At 46.4% G+C, this 23782-nt stretch carries 20 protein-coding genes and 2 tRNA genes; 15 read left to right on the top strand and 7 right to left on the bottom strand.

Features of this window, described 5'->3' with window-relative positions:
- Positions 1–670 (top strand): transposase (locus tag ACEW9J_RS16230; protein ID WP_373546151.1); only part of this gene is annotated, 670 nt, incomplete at its 5' end.
- A gap of 12 nt (positions 671–682) precedes the next feature.
- Positions 683–1198, top strand: a complete 516-nt coding sequence (locus ACEW9J_RS16225) for an endonuclease V (protein WP_373546150.1) — start codon at positions 683–685, stop codon at positions 1196–1198.
- On the opposite strand, the gene ACEW9J_RS16220 is transcribed toward ACEW9J_RS16225, so the two are convergent.
- Positions 1180–1578 (bottom strand): nuclease A inhibitor family protein, encoded by a 399-nt coding sequence (locus ACEW9J_RS16220; RefSeq protein ID WP_373546149.1) that lies wholly within the window; start codon positions 1576–1578, stop codon positions 1180–1182. The two genes, ACEW9J_RS16225 and ACEW9J_RS16220, sit on opposite strands and share 19 nt — an antisense overlap.
- Positions 1579–1694: 116 nt before the next feature.
- On the opposite strand from ACEW9J_RS16220, the gene ACEW9J_RS16215 reads away from it, so the two are divergent.
- On the top strand, positions 1695–1904 hold the full coding sequence (locus ACEW9J_RS16215) for an RNA-binding protein hfq (protein WP_373546148.1): 210 nt from the start codon (positions 1695–1697) through the stop codon (positions 1902–1904).
- A 21-nt stretch (positions 1905–1925) separates the two neighbouring features.
- Here ACEW9J_RS16215 and ACEW9J_RS16210 read toward each other — a convergent pair whose 3' ends face one another.
- Positions 1926–3986 carry a cation:proton antiporter gene (locus ACEW9J_RS16210; protein WP_373546147.1) on the bottom strand — a complete coding sequence of 687 codons (2061 nt, stop codon included), beginning with the start codon at positions 3984–3986 and terminating at the stop codon, positions 1926–1928.
- A gap of 366 nt (positions 3987–4352) precedes the next feature.
- Here ACEW9J_RS16210 and ACEW9J_RS16205 point away from each other — a divergent pair, with 366 nt between their 5' ends.
- From ACEW9J_RS16205 to ACEW9J_RS16195, 3 genes are all read left to right on the top strand, one after another.
- Positions 4353–5291 carry a M23 family metallopeptidase gene (locus tag ACEW9J_RS16205; protein WP_373546146.1) on the top strand — a complete coding sequence of 313 codons (939 nt, stop codon included), beginning with the start codon at positions 4353–4355 and terminating at the stop codon, positions 5289–5291.
- A 425-nt stretch (positions 5292–5716) separates the two neighbouring features.
- The gene (locus tag ACEW9J_RS16200) at positions 5717–6298 is read left to right on the top strand and encodes a late competence development ComFB family protein (RefSeq protein WP_373546153.1); all 582 of its coding nucleotides are present in this window, start codon (positions 5717–5719) and stop codon (positions 6296–6298) included.
- Positions 6299–6315: 17 nt separating this feature from the next.
- Entirely contained in the window at positions 6316–7095 is a 780-nt protein-coding gene (locus tag ACEW9J_RS16195) for an SAM-dependent methyltransferase (protein ID WP_373546145.1), read from the top strand.
- A gap of 49 nt (positions 7096–7144) precedes the next feature.
- Here the strand turns inward: ACEW9J_RS16195 and ACEW9J_RS16190 are convergent.
- Together ACEW9J_RS16190 and ACEW9J_RS16185 are read right to left on the bottom strand one after the other, a co-directional pair.
- Positions 7145–7221: transfer RNA gene (locus tag ACEW9J_RS16190), tRNA-Met, on the bottom strand.
- A gap of 57 nt (positions 7222–7278) precedes the next feature.
- A tRNA-Met gene (locus ACEW9J_RS16185) sits at positions 7279–7355 on the bottom strand.
- 278 nt (positions 7356–7633) lie between these two features.
- Between ACEW9J_RS16185 and zds the strand changes: the two genes are divergently transcribed.
- Complete coding sequence (gene zds / locus ACEW9J_RS16180; RefSeq protein WP_373546144.1) at positions 7634–9097, top strand: 9,9'-di-cis-zeta-carotene desaturase; 1464 nt, start codon at positions 7634–7636, stop codon at positions 9095–9097.
- A gap of 467 nt (positions 9098–9564) precedes the next feature.
- A complete protein-coding gene (locus ACEW9J_RS16175; protein WP_373546143.1) occupies positions 9565–10041 on the top strand; it encodes an SRPBCC family protein in 477 nt (158 codons plus the stop codon).
- 188 nt (positions 10042–10229) lie between these two features.
- Here the strand turns inward: ACEW9J_RS16175 and ACEW9J_RS16170 are convergent, their stop codons facing one another.
- Together ACEW9J_RS16170 and uvrC are read right to left on the bottom strand one after the other, a co-directional pair.
- Positions 10230–11072: a pentapeptide repeat-containing protein gene (locus tag ACEW9J_RS16170; RefSeq protein WP_373546142.1), complete on the bottom strand. Its 843-nt coding sequence runs from the start codon at positions 11070–11072 to the stop codon at positions 10230–10232.
- Between the two features lie 184 nt (positions 11073–11256).
- The gene (gene uvrC / locus ACEW9J_RS16165) at positions 11257–13143 is read right to left on the bottom strand and encodes an excinuclease ABC subunit UvrC (RefSeq protein ID WP_373546152.1); all 1887 of its coding nucleotides are present in this window, start codon (positions 13141–13143) and stop codon (positions 11257–11259) included.
- A 311-nt stretch (positions 13144–13454) separates the two neighbouring features.
- On the opposite strand from uvrC, the gene ACEW9J_RS16160 reads away from it, so the two are divergent.
- The 4 genes from ACEW9J_RS16160 (at position 13455) to ACEW9J_RS16145 (ending at position 18517) form a co-directional block, all read left to right on the top strand.
- Entirely contained in the window at positions 13455–13712 is a 258-nt protein-coding gene (locus tag ACEW9J_RS16160; protein ID WP_373546141.1) for a hypothetical protein, read from the top strand.
- A 118-nt stretch (positions 13713–13830) separates the two neighbouring features.
- On the top strand, positions 13831–15408 hold the full coding sequence (locus ACEW9J_RS16155; RefSeq protein ID WP_373546140.1) for a polysaccharide biosynthesis tyrosine autokinase: 1578 nt from the start codon (positions 13831–13833) through the stop codon (positions 15406–15408).
- A gap of 147 nt (positions 15409–15555) precedes the next feature.
- A complete protein-coding gene (locus ACEW9J_RS16150) occupies positions 15556–17880 on the top strand; it encodes an ATP-dependent helicase (RefSeq protein WP_373546139.1) in 2325 nt (774 codons plus the stop codon).
- Positions 17881–17917: 37 nt separating this feature from the next.
- On the top strand, positions 17918–18517 hold the full coding sequence (locus tag ACEW9J_RS16145) for a hypothetical protein (RefSeq protein ID WP_373546138.1): 600 nt from the start codon (positions 17918–17920) through the stop codon (positions 18515–18517).
- A 149-nt stretch (positions 18518–18666) separates the two neighbouring features.
- Here the strand turns inward: ACEW9J_RS16145 and ACEW9J_RS16140 are convergent, their stop codons facing one another.
- Entirely contained in the window at positions 18667–19170 is a 504-nt protein-coding gene (locus ACEW9J_RS16140) for a pentapeptide repeat-containing protein (RefSeq protein WP_373546137.1), read from the bottom strand.
- Between the two features lie 263 nt (positions 19171–19433).
- On the opposite strand from ACEW9J_RS16140, the gene recF reads away from it, so the two are divergent.
- From recF to ACEW9J_RS16125, 3 genes are all read left to right on the top strand, one after another.
- Positions 19434–20546: a DNA replication/repair protein RecF gene (gene recF / locus ACEW9J_RS16135; RefSeq protein ID WP_373546136.1), complete on the top strand. Its 1113-nt coding sequence runs from the start codon at positions 19434–19436 to the stop codon at positions 20544–20546.
- 46 nt (positions 20547–20592) lie between these two features.
- A complete protein-coding gene (gene pth / locus ACEW9J_RS16130) occupies positions 20593–21213 on the top strand; it encodes an aminoacyl-tRNA hydrolase (protein WP_373546135.1) in 621 nt (206 codons plus the stop codon).
- Positions 21214–21475: 262 nt separating this feature from the next.
- Positions 21476–23617, top strand: a complete 2142-nt coding sequence (locus tag ACEW9J_RS16125; RefSeq protein WP_373546134.1) for a polyribonucleotide nucleotidyltransferase — start codon at positions 21476–21478, stop codon at positions 23615–23617.
- Positions 23618–23782: the final 165 nt, after the last annotated feature.

Below are 23782 nucleotides of genomic sequence, written 5' to 3'. Positions count from 1 at the left end.
AAAAAAAACAGTATCGATGGAAACGCACGCGCACCAGCCACCCTTAAGAAACAAAATCCAACTCGAAGAGCAATTCCCTCAAGCAGATCTAGATACATTGAAGTTGGCAGCACAAGAGGGCATCATCGATTTGAAGTATTTGGATGAAGCTGGTTTTTGTCTCTGGAGTCCAGTCAGCTATAGCTACTCTCCAGTAGGAGAGCAGAAACGAATGGAGCAGACAGACAAGCGATATGGGAATCGGATTAGCATTCTGGGTTTGTGGGAACCAGGTAAATCATTTGAGTATGCTCTTGCTCAAGGCGGCTTCAATGGAAAAAGCTACATTCAAGTCATGGATTGGGTCGCACGCAAAGCCGCACAAACGCTAGCAGCGACTGGACGTTTGACAGTCGTAGTTCAAGACAATGGCCCTCTACACAAAAGTCATCTTGTCCGTCAAAAGTGGGCTGATTGGCAGGACAAAGGCTTATTAATCTTCTTCTTACCGCCCTATTGTTCGGAAATGAATCCGATTGAAACTGAGTGGCACCAACTCAAAAGCCATGAAATCTCTGGACAGATGTTTGACAATGAGTATGATTTAGCCAAGGCTGTCATGGCGGGAATGGAATCTCGAAGTATAGCTGGTGAATATGCACTCGATCGTTTTATATTTAATTGCGCCTAGCTACTTAAATCAATGATTTTTGCTGTTGATGTCAACTATATTGAGGGCAAAGCTTTAGTTGCAGGTATTTTATTTGAATATTGGCAAGGTTCCGAAACCATTTGTCAAATTACCACAAAAATTGCGAATGTATCAGAGTATGAGCCAGGGCAATTTTATAAGCGCGAATTGCCATGTATCTTAGGAATTCTGACGCGACTTGAGTCGTTACCAGAGATAATAGTTGTTGATGGTTATGTCGAGCTTGGAGCGGCGCAGAAGCCAGGACTGGGGAAGCATTTGTATGATGCGATTGACGGTAAATCTATCATCATCGGCGTTGCTAAAAATCGATTTGAAGATACACCAGTCGAAGCAGAAGTTTTTCGTGGTGGTAGTCAGCGTCCACTATATGTGACAGCGATTGGCATCAGTCAAGCCGAAGCTAAAAGTGCGATCGCGAGTATGTATGGCAAATATCGGATTCCAAATCTTTTAAAAATGGTCGATAAACTCAGCAAAGGAAACGATCAAGTTTCCACCACATGAGTCTTCAATCCTAGAATATCGCCATCGGAAGTTTTGCCGACGATATAGATTGCAATTTCAACCTCTCCAACGCGGAAAACTTGAACTTCAGCTAGATTAGACTCGATCGCGTGGAATAATTCTGTATAGCGATCGACTTGCTTTAATTCGGCTGCTTCATACCAATCTTCTACTGTCAGTACAGGTGCGAACAGATCGGTTAAAGTCATAGACTCGATCGATCGATCGGCATCGTCTATATCGCTAAATAAAGCAGTAGGAGTCATTTCAATCCCTTGCTTCCAAGTGACTATTTCAAACGGATAATCCGATTCACTCGACCATAGTAGATCTAGGGTAGCTTGTTTCAATCGAGCGATAATTATTGCTGTCGTCACCATCGAGCAGGTAAGGGAGAGGTTAGATCGATTATAAAATGTAAATTTGTCATCCTAGCTAAAACTATGGTCGAGATTGGGAATAATAATGATAAATAATCCTCTACCCGAACTAGAATATGTCCGAACTTGATGTTAATTTACCCAGTACCCGCCAGACTCAAGGCTCGATTAAGGACAAGATCGAAGTGTCGATCAAATTATTGACGGGTGATGTCTTTGTGGGCAGAATTGTATGGCAAGATCCTCAGTGCTTGTTCTTTACCGATACAAACGATCGCAAGACATTGATTTCCCGTCGGGCGATCGCCTATATTCAGTATCAGTAATCGATCTAGTCTAAATCCCGCTCAGTCAACGATTACTTCTGTGACTGATTCCAGAACCGGAATCGGTAGCACTGGGATCGCAATTTCGCCCTTAGTAAGTTGCTCGAATACGGCTTGTTCCTCAACAGAACCGATAACTAGACAACTATCACCGATGTGGAAGATCGTCCCGCCATTGGGATAATTAATCTGGGTACCGTTTTCGCGTTGAATCGCGACGATCGTCGCTCCAGTAATGGGGCGAATACTCGCACTAGCGATCGAATTACCCACTAGTGGCGATGTCAGCGATAGCTGATACCAGCGTCTATTCATCCCCAAAGTAGCTGCTTGAATATTTTGAGACATTTCGCCGATCGTACTTTCGGGACGTAATTCCAGATAGTGAGAATTACGGATCGCTGTAACTTGGCGTTGGATCTGAACCGTCGGTAAGCCAATTTTTACCAGCAGGTGAGATGCCATTTCTAAACTCGCCTCAAATTCGGGCTGCACGACTTCACTACCGCCAAGTTGGTACAGTAATTCGATATCCTGGTATTGATTTGCACGGACGACGATATCGAGATCGGGGGAAATTTCGAGCGCGTGTTTGAGACACAGGCGCGTACTCATCGAGTCAGGAAGGGCAATCACCATCGCTCTAGCTCGATCGAGTCCGGCTCTAGTCAGCACGGGGATACTGACAGCATTGCCATAAATATATGGAATTCCCCCAGCGCGCAATTTCTCAATTGCTGCTTCCGACTGCTCTACCACTACGACGGGGATGTTTTGTTCGGCGAGGAGAGTCGCCAAATTCTGCCCTGTACGTCCATAGCCGCAAATAACGATCGGGGGTTCGAGGGGCACATGTTCTGAGACTTCTAGGGGCGGCTCACCTGGCTTGAACCAGCGATCGAGTGCGGGGACACTCTCAATCCAATTAAATAGGCTGGGAATCAATCTGAGGATAAACGGCGTAATCACCAACGTCACCGCCGTCGTCCCCAATAGCAGCAAATATACTCCCCGCGATACTAAACCCAAATTTCGCCCTTCACTGGCGAGTACAAACGAAAACTCCCCAATTTGAGCCAATCCCAATCCAGCGATTAACGCCGTTTGCAATGGATAGCCGAATAGCCGCACCAACGGCGTAATAATCGCAAATTTACCGATGAAGACGATCGAAACTAGCCCCAGAATCAGATCGATGTTTTCCCATAAAAAAAATGGATCGATCAACATCCCGATCGACGCAAAAAATAACGCCGCAAATATGTCTCTTAGCGGCTCCACGTATGCTAAAGTCTGGTCTGCATACTCCACTTCAGATATCATCAAACCAGCGACGAATGCCCCCATTTCGATGGACAAACCTAAATATGCAGTAATTACGGCAATTCCCAGACATATAGTCACGATCCCCAGTAGGAATAATTCCCGACTCTCAGTACTCGCCAGCAGCCGTAATAATCGCGGAATCACCCAAACCCCGATAATTGTCGCACCCATCGCAAAAAGACCGATCTTCACCCCTGCTTGAATTACCGCCGTGCCAATCTCTGCTACAGGTCGATCGAGAGCTGGTAATACCGCCAACATAAATCCCAACGCCAGATCCTGGACTACCAGAATACCAAGCATTACCTGTCCGTGGGGCGTTGCTGTCTCATTCGACTCCATCAATGACTTCAGCACTACCGCCGTCGAAGATAAAGATAGGATCGCTCCCAAAAATACCCCTTGTTGAGGAGTTGACACCCACCCTACACTCACAGAAATAACAGTTGTGACTAAAATGGTCAGTAGAATTTGCAGTCCACCACCACCGAGACTGATTTTCTGTACCTTCTTTAGCTCGGAAAATGAGAACTCCACTCCCAGGGCAAATAATAGAAAAGCTGCACCAAATTGTGCTAGGGTTTCAACTTGGATCAACTCTTTAATCAATCCCAATCCAGTCGGCCCAACAATGACTCCGCCCACAATATAACCGAGTAGTGCGGGTTGTTTAGCCAGTCCAGCAATAATTCCGCCAGCAGCAGCAGCCACTAGCACAGATACCAAATCTACGATCAGCCGAAAATCTTCTTGCACTAGATTTTTATAATTATGAGATTTTTTAAATTAATTTAATGTAACTTAACCTCTAGGATACCGAGTTTTTTAAGTCTATGGGAACAGGAATTAGGTCAGCTACTACTCAATATTAAAGATAAGATCTCTTGCACAAGTGAAAAAAATTGCCATTTTTAGTACAGTCTCTGTCAAAATGCCCACTGTATCAATCCTGAATGAGCAGCTAGGTTGACGTAGGGTATGTTAGACGCAAGCCGTAACTCACCAGTACCCGATCGATCTCAGTTGACGTAGGGTGAGTTAGGCGCAAGCCGTAACGCACCATTGCGATCCCTGGGATCTTCCCTCTACCCTCTACCCTCTACCCTCTACCCTCTAAATACTATGGCTAAGTCTCTGTTTGCCAAAGCATCACCTCAACTACTAAATTCGCTCTTAGGCGATCGCTTTTCATTCCGTAATTGGCGATCGATCCTATTGGGTGCAATGGCGTTGACGATCGTTCTATCATCGGCCGTGAAAATCCCAGGATTGGCACTAAGCAACCAATTTACACCTGCAAAGCCCCGACTGGGAGAAACGATCGTCGTAAATATTACCCCGTCTCCTGGTAAGCCGAATCCACCGACGATTAAAGTCGGTAGTAAAACTTATCCAGTATTTGAAGCGGGTACCAATGGGTTTCGGGCGATGGTGCCGACTACCCCGCTCGAAAAACCAGGAGAGCGAGATTTAACGATCGCTGATAATGCTGGTACCACTACACTCAAAGTCTCGGTAAGCGATCGCAAATTTCCGATCCAACGCATCAATTTTTCCCCAGGCAAAGCGGGCATCGAGGCAACAGAATTAGAACTCCAGCAAGTAGCCGCTTTCAAAGCTACCGTCAGTCCCGATAAACTGTGGGATGGCAAATTTATCGCCCCCAATCAGGGGAGAACTTCTTCTCCTTATGGTGTCCGCCGCTACTACAATGGTGAATTTGCCAAGGATTACTATCATCGCGGTTTAGACTATGCTGGGGGTTATGGTTCGGCGGTGGTGGCTCCGGCTGGTGGCAAGGTAGTATTAGTCGGTTATGAGAAAAAAGGCTTCCGCGTTCACGGTAATGTCGTGGGAGTCGATCATGGACAAGGGGTGGTGAGTATTTTCATGCACATGAGCAAAATTAGCGTCGAAGCGGGGCAAATGCTCTCTCCTGGCGATCCGATCGGGGCGATCGGTAGTACTGGATCGTCTACAGGGCCTCATCTCCACTGGGGGTTATATGTCAATGCTGTCTCAGTCGATCCCGTTCAATGGCGATCGACCGCAATCGACTAATCATCAAGGTTGAGTAAACAGTTGATAGCCTGCACTGTTGGCGTTATGCTGTCGTAGGCAATGCGAAGCTGAAGTGTTGACATTTGACAGCGAAGCGATCGGAGACGATCCACACTCAGGTTACGCTTTCATTCCCTAACCTACTCCCTTCCCGCTCAAGAAATAGACATCATGATTCACCATTCACCCCCTACCCTAGATGTCTAGCTTGGGTTCGGTCCATGGTCGTCGGATCGGGTTCCCCGATCCGTGGAAACAAAGGCGGGACGAACTCCGCAATTTGAGACGGGGAAGCGAGTATATCCTCTATCCCCTCCGATCTGTTTCTCTTTGTCTATCCTGAGGGAACAATATATGTAAATAGTCTTTGAAAGTAAGCGTTAGCACTTGGACTATCTGGAATTATTATTAACTGTTTCCAAATGATGAATATACAAGCGATCGTCGAACATGCTTTGGATGAAGGCTATCTTACCCCAGCGATGGAAGCAGAGGTAGGCCGGATTTGTGACAGTGCTGCGGAACTATCTGTAGAAGAGTATATGGCACTCGATCATCTGATGGGAGCATTACTCGCTGGTGAAGTCGTCACAGTACCGCGCAAACAATTTATCAATGTGATGGAAGAGTTAGTTATCGCGGAAACGATCTCTCAGATTGGCGCAATTTCCCCACAAGAAGGCATCGATCGAGCCGATACCGATCCTCAACTAGATGTTGGAGACATTGCCGCCTATGCACTCAATCGCCTTCCTCCGCTCTATGCTACCACAGAAGAAGGTGCCAGCTATCAACGCGATCGCGCCCAAAAAGAACTCAAAAGTTTGATTATTCAACAAGTTGAGTCGGCAATTGCCCAAAATCTCGATCGACCCAAATTTTTTCCCGAACGTCAAGCGATCTCCAAATCCACTGGAGATGAGGTTGTCAAACAAGTTAGCACCCTACTCCAAGCCTATGCACCACAATTTGAATCCCAGCATCATCCGGTAGGCGCGATTAAGTAAAGACGATTACAGCTTTGATGAAATGTCCCAATTGTCAATCTACTCGGATTCGGAAGCATGGTTTTTATCGAGAAAAACAACGGTATCAATGTAAAGATTGTGCCCGTCAATTTGTCGAAGATTGTCGCCCGATTCATCAACAGATTAGTACTGGCATAGAGGACAGAATCGATCGGTATATTAGCTCTATATCTACTCCACCCGCCGATTTACTCCTCAATCTCCAACGAGCTACTACCAACTATCCCCTCTCTCAAATGCAGCCTACCTTGGCGCAGGCACAAGCGATCGCGCTGTTGATGCGATCGATCGATGCGAGTCGAGTATTAGAGATTGGGATTTTTAGTGGCTATAATACTCTGGCAATGGCTCTAGCATTGCCTCCACAGGGTCGATTGATTAGTTTTGGGGTGGCTGGGCAACATTTGGATATTGCGCGCGATTACTGGCAACAAGGCGGCGTAGCGGCACAGATCGATCTCCAAATTGGTAGCGGATTAGATTTGCTCGATCGACTATTGGCTGTCAATCCAGTCGCGTCTTTGGATCTGATTACGATCTGTGGACTAAAGCATCAATACCCATACTATCAGCGGGCGATCGAGTTATTGCGTCCGCGTGGATTATTAGTCACAACTGATGTCCTCTGGCAAGGACGAGTTTTAAGTCCCGATACTTACAATGATGAATTTACACTCGGTATCGATCGATTCAATCGGGAGCTAGTTAAAGATCCACGCGTCAATGTCTCAGTTATCCCGATTGGTGATGGGATGTCGATCGCGATCAAACTTTAGGATCCCTACAAAAAACCGCACCTGTGAGGGTACGGCTTTTTGTTGTATTTGGTGGCGGAGACTGGATTTGAACCAGCGACCTTCGGGTTATGAGCCCGACGAGCTACCAGGCTGCTCTACTCCGCGTCGGAGTTAAAAAATCTAATATTGCTCAGTCATTGCAGACCTTACTTTAATTAGAATTGGTTGCGGAGACTGGATTTGAACCAGTGACCTCCGGGTTATGAGCCCGATGAGCTACCAGGCTGCTCTACTCCGCGTCGTTTTTTAACTCAGCTAGACTAGCATAACATCATTTACTGATAAATAACAACTATCGATCGCTAATGATGTTGGAGATCGAGAGTCTTACTCGATCGTCTACTCCCGAACCAACCGCTCGCTCCATCATTCACCCACCATTCACCATTCACCGCTGCACTAGATGTCTAATTTGTCACAGGTACGGCAGTAAGTAATAAATGTGCGCTGTGAAAGGATGCACAAATGCTTAAAAAATCTTAAAATCTGTAAAGATACTGAAAACAACGAAATAGATATGCGGGTTGCAATAGTTGGTGCGGGATTGGCAGGCATGGCTACAGCCGTCGATTTGGTGGATGCAGGACATGAGGTAGAGATCTTTGAATCGCGTCCCTTTGTTGGCGGAAAAGTTGGGAGTTGGATCGATGCTGATGGCAATCACATCGAGATGGGCTTACATGTCTTCTTCAACAACTACGCCAATCTCTTCGCACTGATGCAGCGGATTGGAGCCACAGATATCTTTTTACCCAAAGAACACGTCCATAATTTTGTCAATGCTGGCGGCGATATCGGTAAGCTGGACTTTAGATTTTTTCTCGGCGCACCTTTTCATGGATTGAAGGCATTTTTTACCACCGGACAATTGACGATCGTTGACAAACTCCGCAATGCGCTGGCACTAGGCACTAGTCCGATCGTGCCTGGATTGGTAAGCTATGAGGCAGGGATGAAACTGATTCGCGATCTCGATCGAGTTAGTTTTGCTGATTGGTTTCGATCGCATGGTGGTAACAATCATAGCCTGCGCCGGATGTGGGATCCGATCGCCTTGGCATTAGGATTTATCGATACCGAAAATATCTCAGCGCGATGTATGCTGACGATCTTTATGATGTTTGCCTCCAAAACCGAAGCATCAAAACTAAACATGCTGGTAGGCTCACCAGCCGAATATCTCCACAAACCGATCGTTGAATACCTGGAAGCTAGAGGTACCAAAATCCACACCCGCAGTCAATTGCGGCAGGTTAAATACACGGGATCGGGCGATAATATCCACATTACTGGATTTGATATTGCCAGCGGCGACTCGATCGAAACCATTACCGCTGATGCCTATGTCTGTGCTTGCGATGTCCCAGGTATTCATCGCATCATCCCCACCGACTGGCGGAAATCGACTTTCTTCGATAACATTTTCAAACTCGAAGCAGTCCCCGTTACTACGGTACAGCTTAGGTTTGATGGTTGGGTGACAGAAATGTCCGATCGCGCAGAACGCCACCAATTAGCCCATGCAGCCGGACTTGATAACCTGTTATACAGTGCTGATGCTGATTTTTCCTGCTTTGCGGATCTTGCGCTGACCAGTCCCGCCGATTATTATCGAGAAGGCGAAGGTTCGCTGTTGCAAGTAGTATTGACTCCAGGCGAACCCTTTATCCCGATGAAAAATGAGGACATCGTTCAACATGTCGTCGCTCAAGTCAACAACCTATTCCCATCTGCGCGTGAATTAAAGGTAACTTGGTCTAGTGTCGTCAAACTAGCCCAATCACTTTATCGTGAAAAACCAGGGATGGATCCTTTTCGCCCCACCCAAGCGACACCAATTGACAATTTCTTCCTGGCGGGTAGCTATACTGCTCAAGATTATATCGACAGTATGGAAGGAGCCACAATTTCTGGTAAACAAGCAGCTCAAGCAGTTCTGGCTAGTTTTAGCGACCTCAAACAGACCGCAAATTGCCTTTAACAGTTGACAGCGATTCGCCGCACGTATGCAAAGCCGAGGGTTTAGCGAAAAGTGCTGATGGGCAACTGGACGGGTCTCCCGACCAGTGGGGGACCCGCCCAGTGTTCTTGGGGTTTCCCATCTGGGCGGGAGACCCGTCCAGACAAGTAAAGCAACTTTTCAAGACAGCGGCGTTTTTATGTCTAGGGTTCCCCCCGCATAAAACGCCGCCGAATAAAAAAATGACAAGACAGCGAATCAAGACAGCGAAGTTTTTAGGGTGGGGATTTAATCCACCTAAAGATGGGGGATTTAAACACCTAAGCCATAGCTTCTGCACTTTGTTAAATAATTAGATACCCGATCCCTAAAATCGATCGGGTATAGCGATCGATATTTTGCAACAATTAGCTCTACTCTCTACCCCAGAGCCTAAAACCTAATTCTACCCTCTACCCTCTACCCTCTACCCTCTACCCCCTACCCTTATGTCCCAATGGTTAGAACATAGCGTTCAAGTTGAAGTTGCTGCACCGATCGAACATGTGTGGAATCTGTGGCAAAATATCGAGTTGATGCCACGTTGGATGAAGTGGATCGAATCAGTCCAAATCGTCGAAGGTAGCCCCGAACTTTCCCGCTGGAAACTAGGGACAAAGACACTAGAATTTACGTGGTTATCCCGCATTCTCCAGGAGATTCCACATCAAATTATTCAGTGGGAGTCAGTTGATGGTTTACCCAATCGTGGGGCGATTAGATTTTACGATCGCAAGGAAACCAGCATTGTCAAACTGACTATTACCTACGAAGTGCCAGGATTTTTGGCAATGTTGATGGATAATGGCTTTGTCCGCAATGCGGTAGAAGGTACACTCCAGGCTGATATGGATCGATTTAGAGATTATGCTCTCAACGAGTTAGCCACTAGCAAAACTACAGCAACACCAGACAATCTATCTTAAACAGTTGACAGCGATTCGCCGCACGTACGCAAAGCTGAGGGTTTAGCCAGACAAGACAGCGAGGTTTTTCGGATGGGGATTGAGATCCCGCTGGAAACGACTGTGCCTACGGCAGGCTAACGCCAACGGCTACGCATTGCTAAGGGCAAAGCTAATGCCAACAGTGCAAGCTGTCAACTGTCAACTGTTTAACCATATACATGCCCGTCTGGCATGATCGCACCTGTGAGATTGGCACCAATCAGTCTCACCGTCATTCTCGTTCCCACCCTAATCTGTGCTCCAGTGAGATCGGCACCACTAAGATCGGCACCACTAAGATCGGCACCGATTAGATTTGCTTCGCGCAAGTTGGCATGACTGAGATTGGCTTGAAACAAATTTGCCCGAAAGAGATTGGCTCTGTGGAGATTGGCACCTTGCAAATTAGTGCCGTGCAGGAAAGAATCCTTGAGCTGGGCATGACTGAGATTGGCATTGCTCAAGTTTCTACCCGAAAGATCGCGCTCATTTAGATCCGTACCACTCCAGTCTACACCGCTGAGATCTGGGCGTTGAGGGGGGGTGCGAGAGGGTGTATTCGTTTGTCGTCCAGGAGTGGATTTTGATGTGGTAGCGGCTGGCTGCGGATGACTGTGGATTTCGGTAGCTTTGGCTGGGGTTGGCTCTGGTTGGTGTGGCGGCTGGGGGTCCGATCTGTAGGTTGAGGCGCGGCGGGGCTGTTGACGGTGCGAATTTTGATATGAGGAGTCTCGTTTCGAGCTGCTTGACGATCGGGTAGATTTACTACTACTGTCGTTGCCGTTAATATTAGATCGATCGGCTTGATACTCGCGCAACCTGTCGCGGGCATTATTGATTTCTTTAAGTTTCGCTTGGGCTTTTTCTTGCAAGCGGGGACTATCTTGGGGCAATCTGTCAGGATGCCAAACTAACGCCAGATCCTTATGTGCCTGGTTCACCTCTTCCAGTGAAGCCCCAGGCTCTAATTCAAGTGCTTTGTACCAACACTGTAGATCTTCTTTATCCATCTATCTAAAGTAGCACTCCTACTTGTGAATGTGGCTCTAGTCACCCTTCTAAATTAATAGTTTTGCGGATCTATCAGTGCCTCCTGCTCCTTGAGATCCGATCGAACCGAGCGAGTTTAACCAGATGCATGGGTTTAAATCATCAGCATCTGACTCTCAACGATCGACTATTTCATTCGAGCGATTATTGTGGATGAAAGTAACTGTAGATCTCAGTAGCCGTATGGGCACCAATTCCAGGAGCTTTGGCTAAATCTTCGACACTGGCAGCACGGATGTAATCGATCGAGTGAAAATGGGCGAGGAGTTGTTTCTGACGATGACTACCCAAACCAACAATTTCATCTAAATACGATCGAGTTTGTTTGACAGCCCGTTGTTGGCGGTGGAAGGTAATGGCGAAGCGGTGAGACTCATCCCGCACACGGCGGAGCAATTGGACTCCGGCTTGTTCGGCATCTGTAGGTAGAGGCAAACTTTCATTGGGCATAAAGATTTCTTCCCGTTGCTTGGCAAGACTGACTATACACATTTTATCAGCTAGATTCAGCTCTTCCAATACATTCATCACTGCGGATAGTTGCCCCTTCCCACCATCGATCATCACGAGATCGGGGAAATTATCATCGTCAGTATTTATGCCACCTGCATACTTCCGAAATCGCCGTCTGGCAATTTCAGCATGACTGGCATAATCATCAGAGTGTCCGATCGTAATCTCAGGATTTTGGATCTTATAGTGACGATAGTGTTGTTTGGCGGGTAAGCCGTCGATAAATACGACTTGGGAAGCTACAGCATTGGAGCCTTGGATATGGGAAATATCGAAACCTTCGATCCGGCGGGGAAGTTCGGGTAAACCCAGGATTTCGGCGAGATCTTCTAATGATGCTGTGTTGCGTTCGCTTTGACGTTGGAGGCGAGTCAGTTCGTGAATGGCATTTTTTTCGACCATCTCGATTAACTCGGCTTTAACTTGCCGCTGGGGGGTAATCAGCGTCACTTTTCGACCCTTGCGATCGCTCAAATAACTAGCCAAGATTTCGCCGTCTGGTAATGGATATTGCACCAAGATTTCCAGCGGAATTTCGACAGGATCGGCGGATTGATAGTGTTCTTCTAGGACTCTTTGGAGGATTGCGCCGAGTTCTTCATCAGATGGCTGGCTCGATTCAACAGCTAGAGACTGCACCTGAGCCGTAAATCCCAATCTCCCAACTAGTTTGCCAGCCCGAATTTGGAATAATTGCACGGAAGCAGTCGTGAGATCGGCAGCCAGAGCGATCGCGTCGCGGGAGACTGTATCATTGGGTAGGGATACTTTTTGATCGGCATTGAGAGCAGTCAGATTGTAGATGCGATCGCGCATCAATCCCGCTTGTTCAAAGTCGAGGTTTTCAGCAGCTTTGTGCATCTGCGCGTTCAGAGTTTCGAGCAGTTCGCCACTTCGCCCTTGAAAAATCATCGCCACTTTTTCGACAGTTTGGCGATAATCGATCGAGGCAATCAAATTTTGACACACGCCAGGACAGCGACCCAGATCGTAGTTGAGACAGGGGCGATCTTTGAATAGCGGCTGGGGTCTTTGGCGAAGTGGAAATGTGCGCTTAATCGTGTACAGGACATTTCTCAGCAAACCCGCATCGGTGTAGGGGCCATAATATTTGTCTTTACCTTTGCCGATGCGCCGATTGCGCGTCATCAGGATGCGGGGATACTCTTCCGACCAGGTAATCAGGATATATGGATATTTTTTGTCATCCTTGAGCAGGACATTAAAGTATGGTTGATGTTGTTTGATCAGGTTAGCTTCTAGAGCCAGAGCTTCGGCTTCACTGTCGGTCACGATAAACTCAATTTCGGCTACTTGTCGCACCATCATCGCAATGCGTGGAGTGTGATGGCTGCTATCGCGGAAGTAGGAGCGAACGCGGGAACGGAGTTTTTTGGATTTGCCGATATAGAGGATGCGATCGGTAGCATCCCGCATGAAGTAAACTCCAGGTTCGGGAGGGATTTCCTGGAGCCGCTGTTCGATATTTAGCGCAGAAGATGTAGCGAGATTAATGATGGTGGGATTGAGTTGGTGTCCTTCTAACACGGTAGTTTAGCTTCGGCAAAACCGATCGGCACAATACAAATATTCTTACTGAAAATAGCAAATATTGCTAATTTATTGTATAAAATCATGAGACTAATACGCAGGTCATAACAGCGATTGAGAGCCGATTTCTCCAGCATTTGACCAGCTTACGCCGCTCCGATCTGAGTAAATTAGTCGATTTAGCCTAAATGAATTACGTTGAAATACGGATATGAGTACCTAAAGTCACAGTGTTAGAATATGAGGCAGTATACCTACAGTCACCCGCTGAGATAGCTATGGATGAAATTGCACAATATTGGCTAGTACTCAAACGTCGTTGGTTGCCTGCTGCCCTAGTCTTTACCCATACTACCGCAGTCGCGACAGTATGGACATATAAGCAAACGGAAATCTTCCAAGCCAAAGGACAAGTCATCCTCAAAAAGACTAACAAGACTAGTGCATTATTGAGCAGTGCAACCAATGTTGGTGGTGGAGCGATTGGTGAACTAGATGGCTTGACTATCTACCGACAGAATCTGTCAAAGCAGTAGAAACCATCACCAGCCTAAATAAAGAAATCACATCCGCTTCTGCTCAACTATACTTGGCACGGTCATAATTTGAGGTTAGGGTGTGGGGTGTCGGGTATGGGGACATTATCGATAGATCGTGTTTTTATCAAAAGCGCAAGCTTTGACCGTGCCAAGTATAGCAGCAGAAACATCCAAACTTGAAGGATTAAAGAGTCTGTTTGGGGGTAGAGATGCTCAAGACACTATCAAAACTGGATTGGCCAGCGAGTCACCTGGCTTGCAAAAATCACTCAAAGAGTTGCAAGAAGTTGATGCCAAGTTAGCGACCGAAAAAACTCGATTTAGTGACAACGACCCCAGCATCCTCAACCTGAAAGAGAAAAGACAAGCTCTAGCTCAAATCCTCCAACAACGGACACAGCAGAGCTTCGCTGGCGAACAAAATTTCCAGGGTAAAGTTGTCGAATTGCAACCATCTGGAATTCAAGGGAGTATGATTGCGGACTTCGCCAAAAGTGAAGCCCAACGGACGAGCTTGCAAAAACAGATCGCCGCACTCAGCTTGGTAGTCGAGGCCTATCGCCAACGGATGAATGCGCTGCCAAAATTGGAACAACAGCAAAATGCGCTGGGACGCAAACTCGAAACAACGCGGACTAACTATAAAACACTACTCAGCAAGCTCCAAGAAATCGAAATTGCCGAAAATCAAACCCTTGGTAACTCTAGAATCCAAACCCATGCCGAATTACCCCAAGAAGCCCTGTCACCCAAGAAAGGTCAGAACATCGCCATTGGTAGCTTCCTCGGTCTATTTTTAGGTGCTGCGACTGCTTTCCTCCTCGATGGAGCCGACAAACGGATCAAGACATCGGAAGAAGCCAAAAATTTACTCCCTGGCTACCCAATCTTGGGACAAATCCCTGTATTTGAAAAATCGCGCCAATTGCCTAAGTTAGGTAAGAGTAATTCTAGAGAACCAGGTCAACTGGTCTTGACTGGCATGACCACAGGGATTGAAGGTGAATCCTTCAGAATGTTGCAGACCAACCTGCAATTCTTGAATGCGGACGATAGCCTCAAAGTCGTAGTAGTCTCTAGCTCTCAATCAGGAGAAGGAAAATCAACTGTCGCAGCTAACCTCGCACTAGCAGTAGCAGAACTGGGCAAAAAAGTTCTCCTCGTAGATGCAGATATGCGGAAACCCGCTCAACATCTAATTTGGAGACAAAGTAACTATGAAGGACTCAGTAATGTCCTGAGCGGACAGTGCGACCGTCAGACCGCAACTACTGAAATCCAGCCAAATCTCTATCTGTTGACGGCTGGTGTAATACCACCAAATCCAGTGGTCTTAATTGACTCCGTACAAATGAGTACATCGATCGTCCAGTGGTCGCAGGAGTACGATCTAGTTATCATCGACGCACCACCACTGACTGTTGCTGCTGATGCAGCAATTTTGGGAACACAAGCAGGTGGGTTGGTATTTGTCCTCCGTCCAGGTGTCGCTGACAAAGAATCTGTCGAGTACGCCCAAGAAATTCTCACTCAGTCTAAACTCAAAGTGCTGGGAATGGTGCTCAATGGCGTCGAACTAGACAAACAAAGTCGTTATAATCACTATTACTACGCGTCTCAGATAATTAGTAGTAGTGAAGGCAATGTGGGTTCTAAATTATTATCTGGAAGTACAGCTAATCGGACTCCCTAGTAACAGCGTAGATCTGAGGGTACCCACAAGGGGCACCCTCAGATCTACTGGTGTAAAGTGTGAGTTAATCTGAAAAAATAGATCGGGGGTGTGAGGTTTCTCACACCCCTTATCGTTTAATGTGAAGAGAAAGCCCTGGTATTTACTATGCCTATCCCCATTGCTCATTCAGACAAGATCGCTAGCTCTCAAGCAAAAATCATCTCTCAATGGCGGCAAGGATTGCGAATGGGACAGCGGACGCTAGCAGATTGGCAATCGGGGCCATTAGCAGTCTCGGCAGTGCCAGGGGCGGGGAAATCCTATAGTATGGCGGTAGCGGCAGCAATTACGATCGCGAGAGAGCATCTACATCAGAGTCGTCAGTTGATAATTGTCACCCTGACTCGATCGGCAGCAGCGAATATTAAGGATAAGATTAGAAGCTGTCTCAAAGAATTGGGACTACCACCGATCGGGTATAGTGTGACTACGATCCACAGCTTGGCATTGAGTATTGCGACCAAGCATCCAGAATTATCACGGCTAGATTTGACAGATCGTACCCTAGTGATGCCATCTGCCAATCATAAACTGATTGAAGACACCGTTCAAAAATGGTTGAGTCAGTACCCCCAGAGTTATCGCTGCTTATTGGCTGGGGAAAGCTTCGATGGCGAGGAGACAGAGCGACTGCGCCGTCAGTCAGTATTACGGACGGAGATATTGCCCAGCTTGGCATTTAACGCTGTCCGCGAAGCCAAAAGTTCGGGTTTGTCACCAGACGATCTGTGGCAACTTTCCAGGTTGTATCCAGATCGATATGATATTTTGGGCATAAGTGCTGGACTCTATCAGGCGTATCAGGAGTTGCTGATCGCGTCCGGCTACCTGGACTACGATGAGATGATTGCGGGAGCCTTGCGGGTGATGGCAGACCCATCTGCAAGGAGATTGTGGCAACAACAAGTACATGCTGTATTTGAAGATGAGGCGCAAGATTCTAGTCCCCTACAGGAAAGATTACTACGCCAATTGGCTGGTATTCCCGATCGACCAGAATTGCTGCCCAATCTAATTCGCGTTGGCGATCCCAATCAGGCGATCAATTCGACATTTACCCCCGCCGATCCTAGCTATTTTCGCAATTTTTGCCAAGAGTGTAGCGATTTCGAGCCAGGTTCATCGCCGCGACTGGAAAAAATGGAGCAAGCCGGACGCAGTAACCAGATAATTATGGATGCTGCTAATTTTGTACTCAATTGGGGTAATGATTATCTTCAAGTACCTCCTAAGGAAGGGGAAGATACACCCAAGCGTGAATCTGTCTTCTGGCTGCAAACTATTCGTCCGGTATCAGCAGGAGATGCCCAACCAAATCCCAGTCCTCAAGATGGTGGGGTAGAATTGCACATACCGAGTGATGTCTATGAGTCCGTACTCTCGATCGAGCAGCGATTAACAACACTATTTAAAGCTAATCCTACCGCAAATGCCGCAATTTTAGTCCGCGAAAATCGACAGGCAAAGTTTATCTTGGATCGGCTCTCAGATTGGCATCGATCGCATCCCGAAATTAAACTCTATGAAGCAGGTGAAGGCGATCGTACTTCCAAACTACCCAGTGAAATACTGACACTATTTCAGTTTCTAACTAGACCACATTCTCCAGACTATCTCAAAGCTGTACTAAAAGTTTTATTAGATCGGAAATTAATTGATGCTCAAGATCTAGATGTTCTAGCAGTATTTCCCGAACGGTTTCTCTATCCGAGTATTTTAGAAACACCCCAGACTCCCACAGTCCAACGAGCACGAGAAATTTGCTGTGGATTATTGGAATCGAGATTGACATTGCCTCACTACCAACTGATTAGCTATTTGGGAAGCCAGTTGAATTATCAATCTAGCGAACTAGCAACAGCAGATAAATTAGCCGATCGAATCGCGCTACAAACTTATGGACGCAGTTCGATTTATAGTGCGATCGAAGTGCTGCAAGAAATTGTGACTACCGAAGGCTTTGAAAATATCGATGATGGCTCTGAATCCCGATATACTGCATCGGGACAAGTGACTATTATTACCATGCACAAGGCTAAGGGTTTAGACTGGGATTATGTGTTTATTCCATTTTTAAGCGATCGTATCCCTGGGAAACTATGGACTCCTCAAGGTGCTAAATTTCTGGGTGACTTTACTTTAGCAGAAGTTGCTCGTGCCAAAATTCGCGCTCACCTGCACAATCAATCTATCCCCACACCTAATGATGCGTGGGAACTAGCGGATTATCTCAAACAAGGGGAAGATCTCCGGTTGTTATATGTGGCAATTACTAGAGCTAAGAAATTATTATGGTTAGCAGCAGAAAAAGAAGCCCCATTCTTATGGAATCGATTTAATTGGCAACAGGGCGATCGATTGCAACCTAGTAAACCATCTCCACTATTTACTGCTCTATGCAAACAATTTCCGCAGTTAGTTAGCAAATAGATTGTAGTTGTTCTATTCGATCGGACTTGAGGTAATTATGGCTTATAACAACTTTTCTTTGCAGAGTGCGATCGACATATTCGATCTGAATCTAATAGAATCAAACTTCTGTGAATCTCTGCCACCAATAACGCCACAACCCGAATTTCTGACCATTTTTAATCAGTATTTGCCACTTGCTCAAAAAGCTAAGTCTGAAAAAGCCAAGTCCGAATTGCTAGTTAGTCCAATCTTAGTTGAGGTGCGGCGACTTGCTTGCGATCGAGTTCAGTTATTTTCTGGAGAAGAATTTAATGTCGATCGCGATCGAGGTTTAAACGGCTTTTGTGATTTTCTATTCAGCAGATCGACAACTTCTTATATCATCCAAGCTCCTGTCCTGATGCTAGTAGAGGCAAAAAAGGGCGAGTTAGATGTTGGCTGGGGACAGTGTGTCGCTGAAATGGTTGCGGCTCAAATCTTCAATCAAAGCAAGGATAAGCCATTACCAATTATTTATGGTAGTGTTACTAGTGGTAAATTGTGGCAGTTTCTCAAACTTGAAGGTAAGGAGGTAACGATCGATAGTAATGAATATCAAGTGATACCAGTCGAGCGCATTCTTGGTATTCTTAGTTGGATGGTCGATTCCAAATAATTTTCTGGCATGTATGCTCGATCTATTGGTAAAGAGATGCCGATAGAATCAAACAGTTCAAACTCTTATTGCTTTGGCTCTAAATGGTCTGTGGGCAGTGCCCACCCTACATTTTTACTCTATTGGCAGATGAAAATTTTGCAGCCAATTCAATCTTGGATGCCGTTGGTAACAATCTCTCCATCGGGCAAAAGGGTTTGAGTCAAATAACAACCGCGAAGTTCATTGATATTGACAGTAGCATCCCTAAAATTACATCTTGTGAAAGATACTTCACAGAGTTCGGCACCGCTGAAATTAGCGTTGTTGAGACAGGAATCATCCATTCCCGACTCAGCCAAGATGGCATTCTCGAAGTTAGCTCCTGTCAAGCAGGATCTTCTCAAAGTAGTTCCCTGCAATATACTCTTGCTCAAATCAGCCCCACTCAAATCGACATCCTCAAGGATAGTATCAGTCATACGAGCACTAGTGAGATTAGCTTCCCTCAAATCAACACGAAACAGTCGAGCATTAGACAAGTTGGCTCCAGTGAGAATGATTCCTCTCAAACTAGCGTACTGAAGTTCAACCCATCGCAAATCCAACCCACTGAAGTCTCTATCCCCGGCAGCATAACGAGCCAACAACTCTTCTCTAGTAATCTTAGCCATTACTCATCTCCAAATTTAATAACTGACATCTACAATTAACGTTATCGACAATAGTGGCACAATTACCACGCAATCTATTAATGTCATAGTTAACAACGTCGATCGTCAAACCAGATAAGATTGATAAGGGGCGAGTAGTTATATTTGCAGCCTCAGCCACAAACACTAGTAGTTACCACGAGCTAGTTGTTGCGGTTCCCGATCCTGTCTAGCCCATAGCCAATCTCATTCCCCAATTCCCAATATCCCCTACCTCTCAACTCGTGTATTTAAATCGGCTCCATCTGCGTCACTTTCGGAATTACCGCGAACAGGAAATTATTTTTTCGGCACCCAAGACAATTTTACTGGGTGATAATGCTCAAGGTAAATCTAATCTTTTGGAAGCAGTGGAGTTATTATCCACACTCAAAAGTCATCGAGTCTCACGCGATCGAGATTTGGTTTTGACAGGGGAGACTGACAGCAAAATTACTGCCCAATTGACTCGCAAACATGGCTCGATCGATCTAGCCTTGCTACTCAGAGATAAGGGTAGACGAACAGCCACCGTAAACCGTGAAAATCTCAAACGGCAACTCGACTTTTTAGGGATATTAAATGCTGTAGAATTCTCATCATTAGATCTAGATTTAGTACGCGGTAATCCAGAGACACGCAGACACTGGATTGATTCTCTACTATTTCAAATAGAGCCAGTGTATGCACACATTTTACATGAGTATCAGCGAGTATTAAAACAACGAAATAGTTTGCTCAAGCAAGCAGAACATCGGACACTAGATCCAGCCGAATTAGAATCGTGGAATCATCAATTAATTCTTACTGGTACAAAGGTAATCCGCCGCCGCGTCAGAATTATCGACAGGTTGGCACCGATCGCCAGAACATGGCATACTAAAATTAGTAAAAATACTGAAGAATTAACGATTACTTATACGCCAAATATTACAGCGATCGAGAATACACCCGAATCAATTTATCAAGCATTTGTCGATCGATTACATCTGCGCCGGATTGCCGAACAAAGTTTAGGAAATACGCTCGTTGGCCCACATCGCGACGAAATAGAGTTAACTATTAATACTACTCCAGCTAAAGCTTATGGTTCTCAAGGACAACAACGCACCCTAGTGTTGGCGATCAAATTAGCCGAACTAGAACTAATCGAACAAATCGTCGGCGAACCGCCATTATTACTTCTCGATGATGTTTTAGCAGAACTGGATCTTACCCGTCAGAATCAACTACTGAGTGTCATCGAAGATCGCTTTCAAACACTGATTACGACGACACATCTAGGCGCATTTGATGCAAAATGGCTAGATTCATCGCAGATATTACAAGTGCGATCGGGTAAAATCGTCCCAGCTTAAATCTCACTTTTACCCTTCCTATTCCCTACCCTCTGCCCTCTAAACCATGAGTGATGAATTGGCAATAATTCCACAGTTAATTGTCGGGCTGGGTAATCCAGGAACTAAATACGCGCAGACTCGGCATAATGTCGGCTTCGATCTGTTAGATATTCTTGCTAAACGCTGGCAAATTAGTTTGAGCGACCGCAAGCAATTTCAAGGTATTTATGGTGAAGGATTTGGTAGTAATAATACTAAAATTAGACTATTGAAACCGCAGACTTTCATGAATCTATCTGGGCAATCAGTGAGAGCGACGATCGATTGGTTTAAGTTACCACCAGAGTCGGTATTGGTTGTCTATGACGATCTAGATTTACCACTCGGCAAAATTCGACTGCGAATGTCTGGCTCGGCAGGTGGACATAATGGGATGAAGTCAATCATCTCGCATTTAGGTACTCAAAACTTTCCGAGAGTCAGGATCGGGATTGGTAAAAGTGCTGGTGAGAAAGATACCATATCTCACGTACTAGGTAAATTTTCGGGAGTAGAAATACCGATTGTCAGTGAAGTACTTTATCTAGTCAATGATGCGATCGAAATGAGCCTCAAGCAAGGTATGGAAAAAACCATGAGTCTCTACAATAGTCGATCGATTCCCGTACCAGATGCGATCGACTAATTTCTGTTCCATGAAGCTCCAGATGCGATCGAGATTACCGTTGACATTTCAAATGTAGCAACCCATACGTAGGGTGTGTTAGGCGAAAGCCGTAATGCACCATCTGAGACTGGCAAACGATCGCCATGACGAGCGAAGAGGTAAACTTATCATTCCCAGTGAGCAGTATCTATTCTCAGGCTAGAAATCTCCCACTTGAGCGACTAAGAATGCTAGGATCGCACATAGAAAGAGAAGAAGTGAAGAAAAAAAGGACAACCCAATGGCAGAGATAAATAAGTCAATATCCTTTGACGGTAGGGATATTCGGCTTAAAGTCGGTGTATTCGCACCCCAAGCGGGCGGTTGCGTCTTAATCGAATCTGGCGACACCAGTGTATTAGTTACCGCAACCCGTGCCAAAGGAAGAGAAGGAATTGATTTCCTCCCGTTACTTGTAGATTACGAAGAACGCATCTACGCAGCCGGACGTATTCCAGGCGGATTTTTACGTCGTGAAGGCAGAGCACCAGAAAAAGTTACATTGATTAGTCGGTTGATCGATCGACCGATGCGTCCATTATTCCCCGACTGGCTGCGCGATGATATCCAAATCGTTGCTACCACCATGTCCCTCGATGAGCTAGTCCCTCCAGACGTGCTAGCGGTAACTGGAGCCTCGATCGCATCACTACTCGCTCAACTCCCCTTCAATGGCCCAATGGCAGCCGTACGCGTCGGTTTGGTCGGGGATGATTTTATTATCAATCCCACCTATCGCGAGATTCAAGTTGGCGACCTCGACTTAGTAGTCGCAGGTACTCCAGACGGCGTAATCATGGTCGAAGCGGGTGCAAATCAGTTGCCCGAGCAGGATATCATCGAAGCGATCGATTTTGGTTATGAAGCCGTACAGGAGCTAATTACCGCACAGCGTGAATTACTGGCAGAACTAGGACTGAGTATCGTTCATGCTGAGAAACCAGCCACCGATCCTACCCTAGAAAACTTCCTCCGCGATCGCACTACCGAAAGCATCAAAATCGTACTCGGCAAATACGAGCCAAGTAAACCGATTCGCGATGCCGAGCTAGATGAAGTGAAAGCTAAAGCAGTAGCCGAGATCGCTAGTTTACCAGAAACCGATCCGCTCCGAGTTGCTGTAGCCAGCGATAGTAAAGCTGTCAGCACCTTGTTCAAAAGCATCACCAAAAAAATGATGCGTCAACAGGTCATCGAAACCGGACGACGAGTAGACGGACGGACACTCGACCAAGTGCGTCCGATCTCTTGTTTTGTCGGTGTCTTACCCAAACGCGTTCACGGTACGGGGTTATTCAATCGCGGCTTAACTCAAGTCATGTCCGCTTGTACCCTGGGGACTCCAGGTGACGCTCAGGATCTAGGCGACGATCTCAATCCCGAAAATACCAAACGGTATATTCACCATTACAATTTCCCTCCTTACTCAGTAGGTGAAACCAAACCCATGCGTGCCCCAGGACGGCGCGAAATCGGTCACGGTGCCCTCGCAGAACGCGCCCTCATCCCCGTATTGCCAACTAAAGATGAGTTCCCATACGTACTCAGAATCGTCTCAGAGATCCTGTCTTCCAATGGTTCGACCTCAATGGGTTCGGTTTGTGGTTCGACTTTGGCATTGATGGATGCTGGCGTACCAATTACCAAACCTGTCAGCGGTGCGGCGATGGGACTAATTAAGGAAGGCGACGAAGTTCGCATCTTGACTGATATCCAAGGAATCGAAGACTTCCTCGGCGACATGGACTTCAAAGTTGCAGGTACCGATACCGGAATTACTGCCCTGCAAATGGACATGAAAATCAGCGGTTTACCAATGGTAACTATTGCCGAGGCTATTAACAAAGCCCGTCCCGCCCGCTTACATATTCTAGAGAAAATGTTAGCCGCGATCGACAAACCTCGCGAAGAACTCTCACCCTTTGCTCCACGCTTACTCACCTTCAAAATCGAGCCAGAATTAATCGGCTTGGTCATCGGCCCTGGAGGTAAAACCATCAAAGGGATTACCGAAGAAACCGGAGCCAAAATCGATATCGATGATGATGGTACCGTAACTGTTTCCGCGATCGATAATGAGAAAGCCAAACGTGCGATCCAAATCGTCCAAGGCTTAACCCGCCGTCTCAACGAAGGCGACATCTACGCCGGACGCGTGACTCGAATTATCCCCATCGGTGCCTTCGTGGAGCTACTACCAGGCAAAGAAGGGATGATCCATATCTCCCAACTCGCCGACTATCGTGTCGGTAAAGTGGAAGATGAAGTCGGTGTCGGCGATGAAGTCATCGTCAAGGTGCGCGAAATCGACAACAAAGGACGCGTCAATCTGACTCGCTTAGGCATTCATCCCGATGAAGCCGCCGCAGCAAGAAGAGGGTAATAAAGTAGGGTGTGTTAGCGATAGCGTAACGCACCAAAACAACAAACCACTATATAGCCCCAACTTCTTCAAGAAGTTGGGGCTATATTTTTAGACATACTCCCTTCCCAGTGAAGAATTAGACATCTAGTGTAGAGGTGGATGGTGGATGGTGAATCAACACTG

It is taken from the genome of Chamaesiphon sp. (genome assembly GCF_041737865.1).
Lineage (GTDB): Bacteria > Cyanobacteriota > Cyanobacteriia > Cyanobacteriales > Chamaesiphonaceae > Chamaesiphon.
This window is presented reverse-complemented; position numbering and strand designations above follow the sequence as displayed.

Excerpts from the sequence above, each read along its gene's own strand:
- ACEW9J_RS16225 (WP_373546150.1), top strand. The coding sequence starts at position 683 with ATGATTTTTGCTGTTGATGTCAACTATATTGAGGGCAAAGCTTTAGTT.
- ACEW9J_RS16220 (WP_373546149.1), bottom strand. The coding sequence starts at position 1,578 with ATGGTGACGACAGCAATAATTATCGCTCGATTGAAACAAGCTACCCTA.
- ACEW9J_RS16215 (WP_373546148.1), top strand. The coding sequence starts at position 1,695 with ATGTCCGAACTTGATGTTAATTTACCCAGTACCCGCCAGACTCAAGGC.
- ACEW9J_RS16205 (WP_373546146.1), top strand. The coding sequence starts at position 4,353 with ATGGCTAAGTCTCTGTTTGCCAAAGCATCACCTCAACTACTAAATTCG.
- ACEW9J_RS16200 (WP_373546153.1), top strand. The coding sequence starts at position 5,717 with ATGAATATACAAGCGATCGTCGAACATGCTTTGGATGAAGGCTATCTT.
- ACEW9J_RS16195 (WP_373546145.1), top strand. The coding sequence starts at position 6,316 with ATGAAATGTCCCAATTGTCAATCTACTCGGATTCGGAAGCATGGTTTT.
- zds (WP_373546144.1), top strand. The coding sequence starts at position 7,634 with ATGCGGGTTGCAATAGTTGGTGCGGGATTGGCAGGCATGGCTACAGCC.
- ACEW9J_RS16175 (WP_373546143.1), top strand. The coding sequence starts at position 9,565 with ATGTCCCAATGGTTAGAACATAGCGTTCAAGTTGAAGTTGCTGCACCG.
- ACEW9J_RS16170 (WP_373546142.1), bottom strand. The coding sequence starts at position 11,072 with ATGGATAAAGAAGATCTACAGTGTTGGTACAAAGCACTTGAATTAGAG.
- ACEW9J_RS16160 (WP_373546141.1), top strand. The coding sequence starts at position 13,455 with ATGGATGAAATTGCACAATATTGGCTAGTACTCAAACGTCGTTGGTTG.
- ACEW9J_RS16150 (WP_373546139.1), top strand. The coding sequence starts at position 15,556 with ATGCCTATCCCCATTGCTCATTCAGACAAGATCGCTAGCTCTCAAGCA.
- ACEW9J_RS16145 (WP_373546138.1), top strand. The coding sequence starts at position 17,918 with ATGGCTTATAACAACTTTTCTTTGCAGAGTGCGATCGACATATTCGAT.
- ACEW9J_RS16140 (WP_373546137.1), bottom strand. The coding sequence starts at position 19,170 with ATGGCTAAGATTACTAGAGAAGAGTTGTTGGCTCGTTATGCTGCCGGG.
- pth (WP_373546135.1), top strand. The coding sequence starts at position 20,593 with ATGAGTGATGAATTGGCAATAATTCCACAGTTAATTGTCGGGCTGGGT.
- ACEW9J_RS16125 (WP_373546134.1), top strand. The coding sequence starts at position 21,476 with ATGGCAGAGATAAATAAGTCAATATCCTTTGACGGTAGGGATATTCGG.